The following is a 16,736-nucleotide window of genomic DNA, read 5'->3' on the forward strand; positions in this document are numbered from 1 at the left end:
CGGTGTACGAGCTCGCGTCGCATGACGCCGCCATGACAAAACAGACGCCTCCGGGATGGTGACCGTGCGCGGATCCTTGGTGAGAGCGGCACTGGCCGCCGTGTTCCTCCTGGTCCCTCTGGCCCCCCTCCCCCAGGCCGCGGCCGAGCCGGGGCCCGTCACCGAGGTGGCCGCGCCGTCCGTCGCGGAGGACTGGACGCCGCCGCTCAGCACCCGGGGCCGTTGGATCGTCGACGCCGACGGCGACCGCTTCAAGCTGCGTTCCGGCAACTGGCACGGGGCCAGCGGCACTTGGAACGGCTCGGGCGACCCCGAGCAGGACGCCGGCCATCATGCGGGCGAGAACTCCGGCCGGATGCCGCTCGGCCTGGACCGCGCTCCCATGGCAGAGATCATCGCCGGGTTCCGGGAGATCGGGATCAACAGCGTCCGGCTGCCCTTCTCCAACGAGATGATCCGCGACACCCGTCCCGTCACGGACGACTCCGTCGCCGCCAATGCCTCTCTGCGCGGAAAGACCCCGCTTCAGGTGTACGACGCCGTGGTGCGCGAGCTCACCGAGGCCGGACTAGCGGTGATCCTCAACAACCATACGAACAGCACGCGTTGGTGCTGCGGAGTCGACGGCAACGAACGCTGGAACACCGGCCGGTCGACCGCCGCCTGGGAGGACGACTGGCTGTTCATGGCCCGTCGCTACCGGGACAACCCGCGCGTCGTCGGGGCCGACCTGTACAACGAGGTGCGCCGCAACGTCTGGGACGACCCCAACTGGGGCCTGGGCGACGACCACGACTGGTTCGCCGCCTCGCAGCACGTCGGCGACCGCATCCTGACGGAGGCCAACCCGAATCTGCTGATCGTCGTCGAGGGCATCAACTGGACGGGCATCCCCGTCGATGGCCTGCCCCATGAACGCCCCACCCTGGAGCCGGCCCGCCATCTGTCCCACACACTGGTCGACTCCGGCAAGCTCGTGTACTCCGCCCACTTCTACGACTACACGGGCCCCCACCACAGCGGCGCCACCGGAACGGGCGAGACCAGCGACCCCCGCTACCGCGACCTCAGCCCCTCCGAACTGATCGCCGTCCTGAACCGCCAGGCCTTCTTCGTCACCGCCGAACAGGACCAGCACTTCACCGCCCCCGTGTGGATCAGCGAGTTCGGCGTCGGGGGCCGGGACGAGACCGGCCAGAAACAGCGGGCCTGGTTCGAGAACTTCGTGGACCAACTGATCCGCACCGACGCCGACTTCGCGTACTGGCCGCTCGTCGGCTGGCACGAGAACCGCAAGGGCAACGGCTGGGCACTGCTGCACTGGGACGCGCAGGGGCGTCGTATGGGCGTCTACGACGGTGACGACTGGCGGGCCGCCGCCTGGACGCGGCTCATCGGGGTCGACGGCCGCACGGGACCGGTGGCACCGGTCGCCGACTGGTCCATGCTCAGCCCGGACCACGGCGACTTCGTCCAGTCACGGCGGATGCGCGCCCTGCACGACTGGGACTCCGGCGCCCGCAAGGCCGTCTGCCCCGACGGACAGCGGCTGCTCGGCCTCGGTCACACCGGCAACCGGGGGCTGTGCTCGAACGTGACCTCGGGTGCCCTGTGGGACCCGGCCGGCGGACACGAGGTGGTCGTCGACGAGCGGCATGTCCGTCCGGGCGGCGACTGGGCGTCCGGGTACACCAAACTCCAGTGCGCCGACGGGCAGTTCCTCATCGGATACAGCGTCCGTGGCTCGGCCGTCTCCGCCGCCCTGTGCGCGGCCGCACCGGCCGGGAGGCTCGGCACGAGCGGGCGTACGGTCTGGTTCGACCGGGGCGACAACCGGGGGACGGCCGCCAAGGGCGGCGACTTCGCGTACGGCCGCTACAAGGGCCAGTGCGCGGACGACGAGTACGCGGCCGGAATCGCCTACACCGGCCGGGTGGGGTCGTCCCGGACGCCCGACGCGCTGTACTGCCGCGAACTGGGCTGATCGCCGCGGCCGGGGGATGCTGGAACCCGGATGCGGATCACCTGTGCTGTCGCCGTGCTCGCCGCCGCGAACCTGCTGAACAACTGGCTCGCGCGGAGCCCCGCCATGTACGTGGTCATCTGCGTGACCGCGACGGCCGTACTGCTGATGATCGCCCGCTGGGACGGTCTCACCGCGGCCGACCTGGGGCTCGACGAGGCGGCGCTGCGGCGGGGGCTGCGGTGGGCGCCCTTCCTGGTGGCGATCGTCCTGCTGGTCCTGCTCGTCCTCCTCGCCGTTCCGGCCGGGCGGGAGGCGTTCCGGGACTCCAGGGCGGTGGACCTGTCCCTGCCGGGGATGCTGTCGGGAGCGCTGGTGCGGGTGCCCTTCGGGACCGTACTGCTGGAGGAGACCGCTTTCCGCGGGGTGCTGTGGGCCATGATCCGGCGGCGGCACGGCACGGCGTGGGCCACCGGCGTGTCGTCGGCCTTGTTCGGGCTGTGGCATCTGATGCCCTCGCGCGGCATCAACCGCTCCAACGCCGCGCTCGGCTCCCTCTTCGGCGACGGGCCGGCCGGCGTGGCACCGACCGTGGCCGCGGCGATCGTCGTCACGGCCCTGGCCGGGGTCGTCCTGTGCGAGCTGCGCCGCCGCTCCGGCAGCCTGCTGGCGCCGATGACCCTGCACTGGGCGGTCAACGGCTTCGGTTACGCGTTTGCCTGGGGGGCGGCCCGCTGGTGGCTCGACGGCTGAACGGTCAGAAGTTGATCATGTGTCCGGCGAGGCCGTGCACAGCCTCCTTGACCGCCTCGCCCAGGGTCGGGTGCGCGTGGACGTTGCGGGCGACCTCGTGGACCGTGAGATCCCATTGCTGGGCCAGGGTCAGCTCGGGCAGCAGCTCGGTGACGTCCGGGCCGATGAGGTGGCCGCCGAGGAGTTCGCCGTACTTGGCGTCGCTGATCAGCTTCACGAAGCCGGTCGCGTCGCCGAGGCCATGGGATTTGCCGTTGGCGGTGAAGGGGAACTTCGCCACCTGCACGTCGAAGCCCCGCTCGCGGGCCTGGGCCTCGGTCCAGCCGAAGCTGGCGATCTGCGGCTGGCAGTAGGTGGCCCGCGGGATCATCACATAGTCCAGCTCCATCGTCTCGGCGTCCGCGATGGTCTCGGCGGCGACGATGCCCATCGCCTCGGCTGCGTGCGCGAGCATCAGCTTCGCCGTCACATCGCCGATGGCGAAGATGTGCGGGACGGACGTACGGCCGCGGCCGTCGATGTCGATCGCACCGCGTTCGGTCACGCTCACGCCGGTCTTGTCCAGGCCGTAGCCCTCGATGTTCGGCTGGAAGCCGATCGCCTGGAGCACCTTGTCGGCCTCCAGCACCTGCTGGGCGCCGTCCTTCCCGGTGACGGTGACGCGCACCTGCTCGCCGGACTCGTCGACGGTGTCCACCCGGGTCGAGGTGAGCACGTCGATGCCCAGGCGCCGGTACTGCTTGGCGAGTTCGGCGGAGACCTCGGCGTCCTCCAGCGGGGTCATGCGGTCCAGGAACTCGACGATGGTGACCTTCACGCCGTAGTTGTGCAGCACGTAGGCGAACTCGACGCCGATCGCGCCGGCGCCCGCGATGATGATCGAGCGCGGCAGTTCCTCGGCCAGGATCTGCTCCTCGAAGGTCACCACGCGCGCGCTGCGCCGGGTGCCGGGGAGCAGTCTGGGTGTGGCGCCGGTGGCGACGATGCAGTGGTCGAAGCCGATGGTGCGGGTGTCGCCGTCATAGCCGGCCACCTGGAGGGTGTGCGGGTCGAGGAAGGTGCCGCGGCCGTCGATCTCGGTGATCTTGTTCTTCTTCATCAGGTAGTGGACGCCCTTGACGCGGCCGTCGGCGACCTTGCGGCTGCGGCGGAACGCCTCGCCGTAGTCGAAGGAGACCTGTCCGTCCACCTGGATGCCGAAGGTCTTCGCCTCGCGGGTGAAGATGTGCGCCAGTTCGGCGTTGCGCAGCAGTGCCTTGCTGGGGATGCAGCCCACGTTCAGACAGATGCCGCCCCAGTACTTCTCCTCCACGACCGCCACGCGCTTGCCCAGCTGGGCGGCGCGGATGGCGGCGACGTAGCCGCCGGGGCCCGCGCCGAGGACCACGACGTCGAAGCGCTCGTCCTGCTCGACCATGGAGAGTTCCTTCCCGAGTACGTCCTGCTCTGCCGGTGCCGGACCTCGTCGTGGGACGCGGTCCGGCTTCTTCCAGCATGACCGCATCCACGAGGTTGTGTGGCGATGCGGGAGGGTGACGACGATCTCAGGCGGCGCGTACCGCGCAGCTCCGGCCGGTTCTCGGCGTTGTCAGCCGAGGCAGACGAGGTTGAGCACGCACAGCTGCGCCGGCGTGGTCTCCTCCGGGGCCGGGCTCGTCGGCGCCGGGGACGCTCCGGAGTCCGCGCCGTCGGTCGGCGCCGGGGCCGGCGTCTGCTGCTCGGCCTGCTCGCCACCGTTGCCGCCGCCGGAGTTCTGTCCTCCGGGCGCCGGGGAGACGGTCTGCGTCTGCGGGACCGTGGTCGCCGTGGGACGCGGAGTGGAGGCGACGTCCGGTCGGGTGAACTGCCGCGTGGTGCGCGGCTGGCTGACGGACTCCCGGGCGGCGTTCGTCGGGGTCGGATGCGATGTCGGGGTGTCGGTGCGCCCGGCCTCGCGGGTGTCCGGCGGGGTGGACGCCGGGCGGGTGAGCTCGGTCTCCTGCTGCTCCGGCAGGCCCACGTTCGGGCGTTCCGGTGCGGTGGCCGCCTGGGCCTTGTCGCCGGACTGCTGGTTGAACGCCGAGACGGTCAGGCCGCCGCCGACCAGGGCGACGGCCGTCGCGACCACGGCCCGGCGCTGGTTCTTCTTCCAGCGGGCGCGCTGCCGACGCCGCGCCGCCCGGCCCTGCGGGGCGGCCGGCACGCCGTCCACGTCCTCGGACGGAGCAAGCGGCGCGGTCTCGTCCGGGCCCGCCTGCGGCCCGGGCTCGTCACGGAAGTAGCCGTCGTACCACGTGTCGACGGCGGGGGTCCGCGGTGCCGGACCGGGCGCGGCCGACACGATGGGACGCCCTACCGCGGAGGGAGCGATGTCCGGGGCGTAGGCGCCGCACCCGGGGCACACGAGGGCCCCGTTGAGGTGCCGACGGCACGAGGAGCAATAGTCCATCTGCGGTCTTTCTGGGTTGACTGCGCCATTGGCCCTGTTCGGCCGCGGCCTGGTCACATGGGTGTTCGTGATCGAACGGCCAGAACGCTAACGAGCCTTTCGACGGGCTGTGTGCAGCCTGAGTGATACTCCTGCGCAGATGTCTCACAAGGTGTGTGTGAACCGTGCCCCGCTCAGAGCCCCGGATCGCAGCATCCCTCGCGTCGCATATGGCGGCTCACCTCCAGCCACTCCTCGGCCGACGCGGTCGGCGGTGTGCCGTCCCGCCGCACGTCGGAAAGTGTGAAGGCGTCGAGAAGGTCCGCGCGGTCGAAGAGCACGCCGCCCCGCAGGACCGCCACCGTGCGGATCAGTGCGTCGAAGTCACTGAACGGGTCGCCGTCCACGACGGTGAGATCGCCGAGCTTGCCCTCCTGCACCGTGCCCAGATCGGCGTCCGCGCCGAAGATCCGCGCGGGCAGCAGGGTCGCGGTGCGCAGCACTTCGGCCGGTGACAGGCCGGCCCGATGGAGGGCACGCAGGGCCAGGTGCAGATGCAGGCCGACCGGGACGATCGGCTGGTCGGTGCCGAGCGCGACGAGACCGCCGCCGGCGAGGATCCGCCGGTAGACGTCCATCTCGCGGCCCAGCGTGGCCAGTTGGGCCTGGGTGGGCGGCCGGCCGGCCCCTTCGCGGACGAGTGCGGTGTCCCACGGCGGCATGAGCGCGGTGACCCGTGGGTCGTCCGCGAGCGCGGGGTCGGCGCCGAGGAGGGCGATGGCCGTGAACGGGGTCGCCACGAGATGGAAGTCGGTGGCGGTGTAGATCTCCTCGACGTCCCCGTAGGAGCGCCCGGTCGCGGAGGTCGCGTGTCCGAACTCCAGCCGCTGCGTGGCCTGCAAATGGGTGGTCAGGTCCTGGCCGAGCTGTACCCCCGGACTGCACAGATGGCTGCCGCTGCGCACACCGAGCCGACGGTGCCCGAAGTCCGCGGCCTCCTTCATCACCCAGCCCGGGGCGCGTACGTACGTCTTCACGAAGTCCCAGTCCAGCGCCTCCCCGCGCGCCAGCGAGCGGCGAAGTCCCTCGCGGGTGCGGTGGGCGCGGCCCATGCTGTAGGCGACCCGCGCCCCGTCGAGCAGTTCACCGGTGGCGAGCAGCCGGGGCCCGGCGAGGACTCCGGCGGCGACCGCCTCCCGGATGCGGGCCTGCTCGTAGGCGAAGCCGCCCAGCGAGACGGCCGTCGTGATGCCGTACGCGAGTTGGAGCGCGGTCTGCCGGCCGCCGTACGTGCTCTGCCACGGGTGGGTGTGCGCGTCCCACAGGCCCGGGATCACGGTGCGCTCGCTCGCGTCGACGCGGCGTGCGGCGGGGCGGCCGCCGCGGTGCGGGGACACCTCGGCGATCCGGCCGTCGCGGAGGACGACATCGATGTCCTCGCGGACCGTCGGGCCGGTGCCGTCCCAGAGGCGGCCCGCGTGCACGATCGTGTCGGCAGGGCGCGGTCTGCGGTAGTCGAGCGGGACGCGGACGGTACGGGTCCTGCCGCTGCCGATGTCGACCAAACGCAGAGCGCCTGCGGACAGGTAGAGCAGGGTGCGGGCGTCGGCGGACCAGGACGGGTGGTCGGCGGCCTCGGTGGTGAGCCGGCGTGGCTCGCCGTCCGGAGTGCCGTCGGAGCGGACCGGCAGCAGCCACAGCGCCGACTCGGCGACCACCGCCATCCAGCGGCCGTCCGGGGACCAGACGGGGCCGGAGTCATAGCGGTCGGAGAGCGAGGTGTGCGGGGCGAGGGCGTGCAGGGCCGCGGTCCCGGTGGCCGTGTCGAGGACACGGATGAGGTTGTAGCCCTCCCGGAAGCGCTGGTTGAGGCGGTTGCGGTCGCACAGGGCCACGTACCGGCCGTCGGGCGACCAGCTGGGGCGGCCGGGCAGCCCGCCCGAGCCGAGGGGCGCGGCGAGGATCCGTTCGGCGCCGTCGGGCAGGTCGCGCACCACGAGGTTGCCGGACATGTCGAGGCAGGCCAGCCGTGTCCCGTCGGGCGAGAGCGCGGGGAAGACACGGCCGCCCTCGGCGAGCACGCTCTCCTCGCCGGAGCCGAGGTCGCGGCGTCGTACGGCGAACAGTCCGTCGCGGTCGTCGGCGTACACCAGGCCCGTACCGTCCGGCGTCCAGGTGGGGGCCAGCACATAGCGGGTGGAGGGGACTTGAAGAACCTTGCGGGGCGCGCGGCCGCCCGTGGTCTCCGCGGTCCACAGCGCGTTGAGCGCGGCGAAGACGACGGTACGGCCGTCCGGTGACAGGGCGGGCAGATGCAGCGCGCGGACGGAACGGGTGCCGGAGCCCTCGAAGTCGTACGCCTTGCCGCGGTAGCGGGGCCGGTCCACGGGCAGCGTGGCGGTGAACGGGATCTCCTCGCCGTCGCCCGGCGTGTCCGGGTCGACCAGACGGAAGTGCCCGTCGACCGTGAGGAGCAGGCGCTCGGCGTCCGTCCAGCGGGGCGGCGCGGGGAGGAGGTCGCCCCGCACGGCGACCGGCTCGCCGTCCACGACCAGGGTGCAGGAGGCCGCGGGTGAGGCGGTGGTGCGCAGGTGGGCCAGGCGCCCGGTGGGCGAGACGGCGGGGGTCATGAGCTGGGCGCCGGAGTCGTCGGTGTGCTCGGTGGTGACCGGGCCCGAGCCGTCGGCGGCGACGGACGCGACGGTGTTCGCGCGGAGGCTGCCCGTGGCGGTGACACCGGCCCGTACGAAGAGCACCCGCTCGCCGTCGGACGACCACGCCGGGTCGAAGTCCTCCCAACGGGCATCCTGCCCGGGGCCTTGTTGGTCCGGGCGCCCGGTGAGCCGGGTCAGCGCGCCGGTGCGCACCTCCACGACCCAGATGCGGTACGGGGCGCCGGTCACGGTGTCGCCGCCGCGTTCGGAGGCGAACGCGATCCGGGTGCCGTCCGGCGACCAGGCCGGACCCCGGTCGTCCCACGGGCCGTCGGTGAGCTGCCGCAGATCGGAGCCGTCGGGCCGCAGCGTCCAGAGGTGGAAGCCGCCGTCGCGGTAGGCGCAGACGACGAGTCGGCCGCCGTCGGGCGAGAACTGCGGGCGGGTGGGTTCGAGGCCGGGCGGGGTGAGCGGGACGGCGGTACCGCCCTTGCGCGGGATGGACCAGAGCACGTTCTGGACCTCGGCGACCAGCCGGTCACCGGTCGGCGCGAGGGTCGCGGAGCCGCCCGTGGCGGCGCTGAAGGACACGGTGGTGGTCGTGCCGGAGGCGGCGGACGCCACGGGCGTACCGACGCCGGCGAGCGCGGTGGCCGTGGCGGTGGCCTGGAGGAATCTGCGGCGGGAGAGCGAGCTGAAACGGAGGGCGCCGGCGGTGTCTTCGGTGTCCAAGGGAGCTCCCAGTGTGCGGAGTTGGCGGATCGGACGGGAGAGACCACTGGTGGCAACGTACGGGTCGGGACCCGGTCACGGGCCCCGTCTCGGCGTTTCTCGGCCGTTCCTCGCTCCGACCGGGCAATCCACGCGGTGGCTTCGGCAACACCCCTCCGACCACGAAAGTTTCGCGTCTTTCCGCGACTCTTTCCGGGACGCCGTCCCCTGGCACATAGTGAGGTGCCGATGTGCGATGGGGCGGTTTCACGCCCCCCGAAGGGATGAGATGACGCGGAAGAATGCCCTGGTGGTCCGAGGCGGTTGGGAGGGGCATCAGCCGGTCCGGGCCACGGAGCTGTTCCTGCCCTTCCTGCGCGACAACGGATACGCCGTCCGGATCGAGGAGTCCACCGACGTCTACGCCGACGCGACCGCGATGGCCGGCACCGATCTCGTGGTGCAGTGCGTCACGATGTCGCAGATCAGCGCCGACCAGCTGGCCGGGCTGAGCGCGGCGGTCGTCGCCGGCACCGGCCTCACCGGCTGGCACGGCGGCATCGCGGACTCGTTCCGGGCCTCCTGCGACTATCTCCATCTGGTGGGCGGGCAGTTCGCCACCCACCCGGGCAAGGAGCCCTGCGAGCGCCGGGGAGTTCAGGAGGACAACTATCTGCCGCACACCGTCGGCATCACGGACCTCGGCCGTGAACACCCGGTCACGGCCGGCGTGGAGGACTTCGAGCTGCACACCGAGCAGTACTGGGTGCTCCACGACGACCTGATCGACGTCCTGGCCACCACGACCCATCCCACCCGGGCGTGGCATCCCTGGCACCGGCCGGTCACCTCGCCGGCCGTCTGGACCCGGCAGTGGGGCGCCGGCCGCGTCGTGGTGACGACTCCCGGGCACAGCCTCGACGTACTGGAACACCCCGCCGTCCGCACCGTCATCGAGAGGGGAATGCTGTGGGCGACGCGCACCGCATCGGCGTCGTAGGGCTGGGCGTCATCTCCCGCGTGTACCTGGACACGCTCGTCGGGCATCCCGCCGTGCGCGTCACCGCGGTCGCCGACCTCGACGCCGCCCGGTCGGCCTCGGTCGCCGCCGAACTGCCCGGCGTCGAGGCGCTGTCCGTGGCGGAGCTGCTGAGCAGCCCGGACGTGGACACGGTGCTCAACCTGACCGTCCCGGCGGCCCACGCCGAGATCGCGCTCGGCGCCATCGGCCACGGGAAGAACGTCTACGGGGAGAAGCCGCTGGCCGCCGAACTCGTCGGCGCCCAGGCCGTGATGGAGGCCGCGGCGAGAGCGGGCGTCGGTGTGGGGTGCGCACCGGACACGGTGCTGGGCACCGGCATCCAGACGGCACGTGCGGCCGTGGCGGCGGGGGGCATCGGACGCCCGCAGTCCGCGTCGGCCGTGATGGTGACGCCGGGGCACGAGCGCTGGCATCCCCAGCCCGACTTCTACTACACCGCCGGGGGTGGCCCGCTGCTGGACATGGGGCCGTACTATCTCGCGTCCCTGGTGCATCTGCTGGGTCCGGTGCGTGCCGTGACCGGGGCGGGCGGCCGGCCTCGCGCCGAGCGCGTCATCGGTTCCGGGCCGCGCGCGGGCGAGCGGATCCCGGTCGAGGTGGACACGCATGTCACCGGTGTACTGGAGCACGCCGGCGGGACCCTCACGACGCTCACGACGAGCTTCGACGGTGTGGCGACGACGGCCGCGCCCATCGAGGTGCACGGCGAGACGGGCACCCTCGCGGTCCCCGATCCCAACCGCTTCGACGGCGAGGTGCGCATCTTCGCACTCGGCGGCACCGACTGGCGCACGCTGCCGATATCGGCGGGGTACGCCGACGGCGCCCGGGGCGTCGGGCTGCTGGACTTCGTCACCGCAGGCGAGCGGCGGGCACCCCGCGCGAGCGGTGCACTCGCCCTGCACGTACTGGAGACGATGACCGCCCTGCTCCGCTCGGCGGCCGAGGGGCGCCGCATCGAGCTGACGACGTCGGCGGAACCGCCCGCACCCGTGCCGCTGACGGCCGCCGAGGAGTGGCGGGGAGAGAAGTCCCGCCCGGCCGACTCCCCCTGACCGGAGGTCAGTCCACCGGCCAGGTGTGCGCGGCCGCGTTCAGGTGCATGTAGTCCATGTACATCGTGGTCATCCGCCGCAGCGCCTCCCGTCGGTCGGCGGCGCCCGCCTTCTCCAGCTGGTGGACCGTCTCCGCCTGCCACAGGGCACCGTTGCGGGCGGTGACGCAGCGCTGCTCGATGATGCCCAGCAGGGGTTCGCGCCAGGCCGCGTCCATGCCGGCCAGTTCGAGGCCCCGGTGGGCCAGTGGCAGCAGGCGCCGCAACACCAGTTCCGTGACCGGCACTTCGCCCATGCCGGGCCAGTACAGACGGGCGTCGATGCCGTCGCGGGCGGCGGTGTGGAGGTTCTCCTCGGCGACCGAGAAGGACATCCGCGTCCACACGGGCCGGTCCTCGTCGACCAGGGCGCGGGTGAGGCCGTAGTAGAAGGCGCCGTTGGCGATGGTGTCGGACACGGTGGGGCCGGCGGGCAAGACCCGGTTCTCGATGCGCAGGTGCGGGCCGCTGTCGGTGACGGCGTAGACGGGGCGGTTCCAGCGGTAGATCGTGCCGTTGTGCAGGGTCAGTTCGCCCAGCTCCGGGGCCTCGCCACGGTCGTGCGTCGCCTGCGGGTCCTCGTCGTCGCACAGCGGAAGGAGGGCCGGGAAGTAGCGCACGTTCTCCTCGAACAGATCGAAGACGCTGGTGATCCAGCGCTCTCCGAACCACACCCGCGGCCGTACGCCCTGGGCCTTGATCTCCACCGGGCGGGTGTCGGTGGCCTGCTCGAACAGCGGGATACGGGTCTCGCGCCAGAGCTCCTTGCCGAAGAGGTACGGCGAGTTCGCCGCGAGCGCGATCTGCACGCCCGTGACCGCCTGGGCCGCGTTCCAGTAGGCCGCGAACTCCCGCGGCGAGACCTGGAGGTGGTACTGGGTGCTGGTACAGGCGGCCTCGGGGGTGATCGTGTCGGCGTACGTCGACAGGCGTTCCACGCCGTCCACCGTGATCCGCAGGTCCTCGCCCCTGGCCGCGAAGATCTGCTCGTTGAGCAGCCGGTAGCGGGGATCGCCGGACAGGGCGGACTCGCCCACGTCCGTCTCCCCCAGGGTCGGCAGGATGCCGATCATGATCAGGTGTGCGCCCACGGCGGAGGCACGGTCCTCGGCATGGTTGAGCGCGTCACGGATCGCCTGCTCCCACGCTCCGGGACCGCCGCTCGTCAGTTCACGGGGCGGGATGTTGATCTCCAGGTTGAAACGGCCCAGCTCGCTCGACCAGGCGGGGTCGGCGATGGCCTGGAGCACCTCGGTGTTCCGCATCGCCGGCAGCCCGTCGGCGTCCACCAGGTTGAGCTCGATCTCCAGCCCGACCTTGGGCCGCTCGCTCTCGAAGGTCGACTCGCGCAGCATCTGGGCGAGCACATCGAGGCAGGTGTGCATCTTCTCCCGGTACCGACGGCGATCCTCGCGCGTGAACACCAGGGCCGGCACATCACGTCCCATCGTGGCCCTCCCGAGTTCCCTCGGCGGATACCTCTCCGTCCCAGAGTCGCACCTCGGGCGGCACCCGAACAGTCAGAGCACAGCGGCGGTCCCACCCGGCCGGGCGAGCGGACGGCGCTCCGCCCGCCACCGTTCCCCCTTGTCGTCGGCCGTCCGCCCGCCTAGCCTGAGTTTGTGCCGCTAATAAACAAAACCCGTTCGCACAACGTCGTGCCGGGCACCAGTACCGACCTCACCCGTCTTCGGATCGCCATCACCGCCTTCTTCGCCCTGGACGGCTTCCTCTTCGCCGGCTGGGTCGTCCGCATCCCCGCCATCAAGCACCAGACCGGCGCGTCGGCCGGCGACCTCGGCCTGGCCCTCCTCGGTGTCTCCGCCGGCGCCGTCCTCACCATGACCCTGACCGGCAGGCTCTGCCGCCGCTACGGCGCCCACCAGGTCACGGTCGTCTGCGCCGTCCTGCTGTCACTGAGCGTGGCCCTGCCGCCGCTCACGCACTCGGTCCTGGCGCTCGGCGCCGTCCTGCTGGTCTTCGGGGCGGCCTACGGCGGCATCAACGTCGCCTTCAACAGCGCCGCCGTGGATCTGGTCACCGCCCTGCGCCGGCCCATCATGCCCAGCTTCCACGCGGCCTTCAGCCTGGGCGGCATGGTCGGCGCGGGCCTCGGCGGGCTGGTCGCCGGGGCCCTCTCCCCCACCCGCCATCTGGCGGGCCTCGCCGTCATCGGGCTGCTGGTGACGGCGGTGGCGAGCCGGACGCTGCTGCGCCACGAGCCCCCGCCGAGCGCGCGCCCCGCACCGGTCTCGGGCGAGACCCCGCGCCGCCTGGCCGGCAGAACCCGCGGCCTCGTGATCGTCTTCGGCCTGATCGCCCTGTGCACGGCCTACGGCGAGGGCGCCATGGCCGACTGGGGCGCACTGCACCTGGAACAGGACCTCGACGCCTCGCCCGGCCTGGCCGCCGTCGGCTACTCCTGCTTCGCGCTGGCCATGACCATCGGCCGGCTCAGCGGTACGGCCCTGCTGGAACGGCTCGGTCACGGCCGTACCGTCGTCGCGGGCGGCGCCACCGCGGCGGCCGGGATGCTGCTCGGCTCGCTCGCGCCCTCCCTGTGGGCCGCGCTGCTCGGCTTCGCGGTGACCGGACTCGGCCTCGCCAACCTCTTCCCCGTCGCGGTCGAACGGGCAGGCACCCTGGCCGGCCCGAGCGGCGTCGCCACGGCCTCCACCTTCGGCTACGGCGGCATGCTCCTCGGACCGCCCGCCATCGGTTTCATGGCGGACTGGTTCTCCCTGCCCGTCGCCCTCACCAGCGTCGCCCTGCTGGCGGCGATCGCCACCCTCATCGGGGTCGCGACGCGACGCACGGGCCGGACCGACTGAGTTCCGCACATTGTCCGTGGCGTCCGCTTTCACCATCATGACCGGATGGCCCGACTCCACGACATCGTCATCGATTGTGCCCGGCCGGCCGCGGCAGCCCGTTTCTGGGCCGCCGCACTCGACGGTTACGCCGTCGCCCCGTACGACGACACCGAGCTGGCCCGGCTGCGTGCGCAGGGCATCGCCGGACCGGAGGACGACCCGACCGTGCTGGTCGAGTCCCGGGGCGGCGGCCCTCGTCTGTGGTGTCAACTCGTGCCGGAACCCAAGCGCGTGAAGAACCGCGTACACCTGGACCTGGTGTCCGCCGACCCGGAGGCCGAGATCGCCCGGCTCACCGTCCTCGGCGCGACAGTCCAAGCCCGCCACGAGGACCACTGGGTCCTGGCCGACCCGGAGGGCAACGAGTTCTGTCTGTTTCCCACCTCTCCGTGAGCCCGGTTCCGCCGTGAACTCCGGTCTCCCGGTGAACCCGGGGCACTCCGTCGGGCACACTCACCCCATGGAGACAGCCGACTTCGTTCGAACCCTGGACCGCGAGGGTCTGCTGCTGGCCGCGGCCGCCGAGCGGGCCGGGGTCGACGCCAAGGTGCCGACCTGCCCGGACTGGCAGGTGCGGGACCTGGTGCGGCACACGGGGATGGTGCACCGTTGGGCTGCGGCGTTCGTGGCCGAGGGGCACACCTCCTACCACCCGGACCAAGGCCTGCCCGACCTCGACGGGGCGGAGCTGCTCACCTGGTTCCGGGAGGGCCATCGCCATCTGGTCGACACGCTGGCCGGCGCCCCCGCCGACCTGCGGTGCTGGCACTTCCTGCCCGCCCCGTCACCCCTCGCGTTCTGGGCGCGCAGACAGGCGCACGAGACGACCGTGCACCGCGTCGACGCCGAGTCGGCACGTGGCGGCACCCCGAGCGCGATCGACCCCGGCTTCGCCGCCGACGGCGTCGACGAGTTGCTGTGCGCCTTCCACGCCCGCCGCAACAGCCGGGTCCGCAGCGCCGGGCCCCGAGTGCTGCGGGTACGGGCCCTGGACACGGACGATGCCGTGTGGACCGTACGGCTGTCGCAGGAGCCGCCCGCGGCCGAGCGAGGCGATGCCGGCAGGGCCGACTGCGAGATCGCCGGGCCGGCGGCCCGGCTCTATCTGTCGCTCTGGAACCGGCTGCCCTTCCCGCAGGTGACCGGCGATGCGTCGATCGCCACGCTCTGGCGGGAGAACTCCGCGGTCACCTGGAGCTGAACTCCGGCCGTACGCCGGTCAGTTGGTCAGCATCCTCGTCAGCACCGCCCGCTGCACCGGCAGCACCTCGCCGTGCAGCGCCTGCCCCTTGGCGGTGAGGGCCACGACCACTCCGCGCCGGTCCTGTGCGCACATGCAGCGCTCGACGAGGCCGTCCTTCTCCAGCCGGGCGATCAGCCGGGACAGCGCGCTCTGGCTGAGATGCACCCACTCGGAGATCTCCTGCACGCGGAACGACGAACCGCGCCCCGGACGCCCCGAGCCGCCTCGCGCCGAGCCCTGGGCCAGGACGTCCAGCACCTCGAAGTCGCTGGCGCACAGGCCGTGTTGATGCAGCGCGCGGTCCAGTTCGCACTGTGTGCGCGCGTGCAGCGCCAGGATGTCCCGCCACTGGTCCACGAGCGCCTGCTCGGCCTTCTTCGCCGCCATGCGCGCACCGTAGCAGAAATCCTTGATTGTTGCATCCACATTAAATGCATTTGCATCTCATGCATGCGCATGTACTGTCCTCGACATGACCTCTCCGCTCAACTCCCCCACCACCGAAGGGCGCTGGACCCCCCGGCTGTGGGGCACCCTGCTGGTGCTGTGCGCCGCGATGTTCCTCGACGCGCTGGACGTGTCGATGGTCGGCGTCGCCCTGCCGTCCATCGGCGCCGACCTGGGCCTGTCCACCTCGACCCTGCAGTGGATCGTCAGCGGCTACATCCTGGGCTACGGCGGGCTGCTCCTCCTCGGCGGACGGACCGCCGACCTGCTGGGCCGGCGCCAGGTGTTCCTCGTCGCTCTGGCCGTGTTCGCACTCGCCTCGCTGCTCGGCGGGCTCGTCGACTCGGGCCCGCTGCTGATCGCCAGCCGCTTCATCAAGGGCCTGGCCGCGGCCTTCACGGCACCGGCCGGCCTGTCCATCATCACCACGACCTTCGCCGAGGGCCCGGTGCGCAACCGCGCGCTGTCGATCTACACCACCTGCGGTGCCACCGGCTACTCGATGGGGCTCGTCTTCTCCGGCCTGCTCACCGAGGCCAGTTGGCGCCTGACGATGCTGCTGCCCGCGCCGATCGCGTTGATCGCCCTGGTCGTGGGACTGAAACTGCTGCCGCGCAGCGATCGCGAACGGACGGACGGCGGTTACGACATCCCCGGCGCCATCCTCGGCACCGCGTCGATGCTGCTGCTCGTGTTCACCGTCGTCGAGGCGCCCGAGGCGGGCTGGGGCTCGGCGCGCACGATCCTTTCCTTCGCGGTGGCCATCGTCCTGCTCACGGCCTTCGTCCTCGTCGAGCGGCGCAGCCCGAGCCCGCTGATCCGGCTGGGCGTGCTGCGCTCCGGGGCCCAGGTGCGGGCGCAGTTGGGCGCGCTCACGTTCGTCGGCAGCTACATCGGTTTCCAGTTCCTGGTCACGCTGTACATGCAGCAGCTGCTCGGCTGGTCGGCGCTGCACACGGCGCTGGCCTTCCTGCCGGCGGGCGCGCTCGTGGCGCTGTCGGCGACGAAGGTCGGGGCGATCATCGACCGGTTCGGCACGGCACGGCTGATCGCGATCGGTTTCGCCCTGATGGTCGCGGGCTACGTCCTGTTCCTGCGCATCGGCCTCGACCCGGTCTACGCGGCGGTGATCCTGCCCACCATGCTGCTGGTCGGCGCGGCCTTCGCGCTGACCTTCCCCTCGCTCAACGTCCAGGCCACCAACGGCGTCGACGAGCACGAGCAGGGCATGGTCTCGGGGCTGCTCAACACCTCGGTCCAGGTGGGCGGCGCGCTCTTCCTGGCCGTCGTGACGGCGGTCCTGACCGCGAACGCGCCTGCGGAGCCCGCGTCCCCGCAGGCCGTCCTCGACAGTTATCTGCCCGCCCTGGTCGTGATCACCGGCATCGCGGTCGTGGGGCTGCTGATCGCCCTGACCGGACTGCGCACCCGCCGCGGGCAGCGGACCGTCGTGGTCGCCAAGTCCACCGCGAGGGAGGCGGAGGCGGAGCGTGTGGCGCTCCGCGACTAGGGGGACCCCTCCCACAGGTGTGCCCCGCGGGGGAAATTTC

General features: G+C 72.0%; 13 protein-coding genes. 8 read left to right on the forward strand and 5 right to left on the reverse strand.

Features of this window, described 5'->3' with window-relative positions; all coding sequences use genetic code 11:
• Positions 1 to 55 precede the first annotated feature (55 nt).
• Both ACFQ6S_RS11140 and ACFQ6S_RS11145 read left to right on the forward strand, forming a co-directional pair.
• On the forward strand, positions 56 to 1,984 hold the full coding sequence (locus ACFQ6S_RS11140; RefSeq protein ID WP_383406250.1) for a glycoside hydrolase family 5 protein: 1,929 nt from the start codon (positions 56 to 58) through the stop codon (positions 1,982 to 1,984).
• Positions 1,985 to 2,014: 30 nt separating this feature from the next.
• Positions 2,015 to 2,716, forward strand: a complete 702-nt coding sequence (locus ACFQ6S_RS11145) for a CPBP family intramembrane glutamic endopeptidase (protein WP_383406253.1) — start codon at positions 2,015 to 2,017, stop codon at positions 2,714 to 2,716.
• 4 nt (positions 2,717 to 2,720) lie between these two features.
• Here ACFQ6S_RS11145 and lpdA read toward each other — a convergent pair whose 3' ends face one another.
• From lpdA to ACFQ6S_RS11160, 3 genes are all read right to left on the reverse strand, one after another.
• Positions 2,721 to 4,133 (reverse strand): dihydrolipoyl dehydrogenase, encoded by a 1,413-nt coding sequence (gene lpdA, locus ACFQ6S_RS11150; RefSeq protein ID WP_383406256.1) that lies wholly within the window; start codon positions 4,131 to 4,133, stop codon positions 2,721 to 2,723.
• Between the two features lie 171 nt (positions 4,134 to 4,304).
• Positions 4,305 to 5,036 carry a hypothetical protein gene (locus ACFQ6S_RS11155; RefSeq protein WP_383406259.1) on the reverse strand — a complete coding sequence of 244 codons (732 nt, stop codon included), beginning with the start codon at positions 5,034 to 5,036 and terminating at the stop codon, positions 4,305 to 4,307.
• 281 nt (positions 5,037 to 5,317) lie between these two features.
• Complete coding sequence (locus ACFQ6S_RS11160) at positions 5,318 to 8,509, reverse strand: amidohydrolase family protein (RefSeq protein WP_383406262.1); 3,192 nt, start codon at positions 8,507 to 8,509, stop codon at positions 5,318 to 5,320.
• Between the two features lie 268 nt (positions 8,510 to 8,777).
• Here ACFQ6S_RS11160 and ACFQ6S_RS11165 point away from each other — a divergent pair, with 268 nt between their 5' ends.
• A complete protein-coding gene (locus ACFQ6S_RS11165; RefSeq protein WP_383406265.1) occupies positions 8,778 to 9,488 on the forward strand; it encodes a ThuA domain-containing protein in 711 nt (236 codons plus the stop codon).
• The gene (locus ACFQ6S_RS11170) at positions 9,458 to 10,585 is read left to right on the forward strand and encodes a Gfo/Idh/MocA family protein (RefSeq protein WP_383406268.1); all 1,128 of its coding nucleotides are present in this window, start codon (positions 9,458 to 9,460) and stop codon (positions 10,583 to 10,585) included. Before ACFQ6S_RS11165 ends, ACFQ6S_RS11170 begins: the two co-directional genes overlap by 31 nt.
• Positions 10,586 to 10,592: 7 nt before the next feature.
• Here ACFQ6S_RS11170 and ACFQ6S_RS11175 read toward each other — a convergent pair whose 3' ends face one another.
• On the reverse strand, positions 10,593 to 12,071 hold the full coding sequence (locus ACFQ6S_RS11175; protein ID WP_383406271.1) for a glutamate-cysteine ligase family protein: 1,479 nt from the start codon (positions 12,069 to 12,071) through the stop codon (positions 10,593 to 10,595).
• A gap of 210 nt (positions 12,072 to 12,281) precedes the next feature.
• Between ACFQ6S_RS11175 and ACFQ6S_RS11180 the strand changes: the two genes are divergently transcribed.
• The 3 genes from ACFQ6S_RS11180 (at position 12,282) to ACFQ6S_RS11190 (ending at position 14,697) form a co-directional block, all read left to right on the forward strand.
• Complete coding sequence (locus ACFQ6S_RS11180; RefSeq protein WP_383406274.1) at positions 12,282 to 13,454, forward strand: MFS transporter; 1,173 nt, start codon at positions 12,282 to 12,284, stop codon at positions 13,452 to 13,454.
• Positions 13,455 to 13,499: 45 nt separating this feature from the next.
• The gene (locus ACFQ6S_RS11185; protein ID WP_383406277.1) at positions 13,500 to 13,889 is read left to right on the forward strand and encodes a VOC family protein; all 390 of its coding nucleotides are present in this window, start codon (positions 13,500 to 13,502) and stop codon (positions 13,887 to 13,889) included.
• Between the two features lie 67 nt (positions 13,890 to 13,956).
• Positions 13,957 to 14,697: a maleylpyruvate isomerase family mycothiol-dependent enzyme gene (locus ACFQ6S_RS11190; RefSeq protein WP_383406280.1), complete on the forward strand. Its 741-nt coding sequence runs from the start codon at positions 13,957 to 13,959 to the stop codon at positions 14,695 to 14,697.
• 18 nt (positions 14,698 to 14,715) lie between these two features.
• Here ACFQ6S_RS11190 and ACFQ6S_RS11195 read toward each other — a convergent pair whose 3' ends face one another.
• A complete protein-coding gene (locus ACFQ6S_RS11195; RefSeq protein ID WP_383406283.1) occupies positions 14,716 to 15,126 on the reverse strand; it encodes a MarR family winged helix-turn-helix transcriptional regulator in 411 nt (136 codons plus the stop codon).
• A gap of 85 nt (positions 15,127 to 15,211) precedes the next feature.
• Between ACFQ6S_RS11195 and ACFQ6S_RS11200 the strand changes: the two genes are divergently transcribed.
• A complete protein-coding gene (locus tag ACFQ6S_RS11200) occupies positions 15,212 to 16,696 on the forward strand; it encodes an MFS transporter (protein ID WP_383406286.1) in 1,485 nt (494 codons plus the stop codon).
• The last annotated feature ends 40 nt before the right edge of the window (positions 16,697 to 16,736 follow it).

Origin of the sequence: Streptomyces sp. NPDC056479, assembly GCF_042795335.1 — a bacterium.
Lineage (GTDB): Bacteria > Actinomycetota > Actinomycetes > Streptomycetales > Streptomycetaceae > Streptomyces.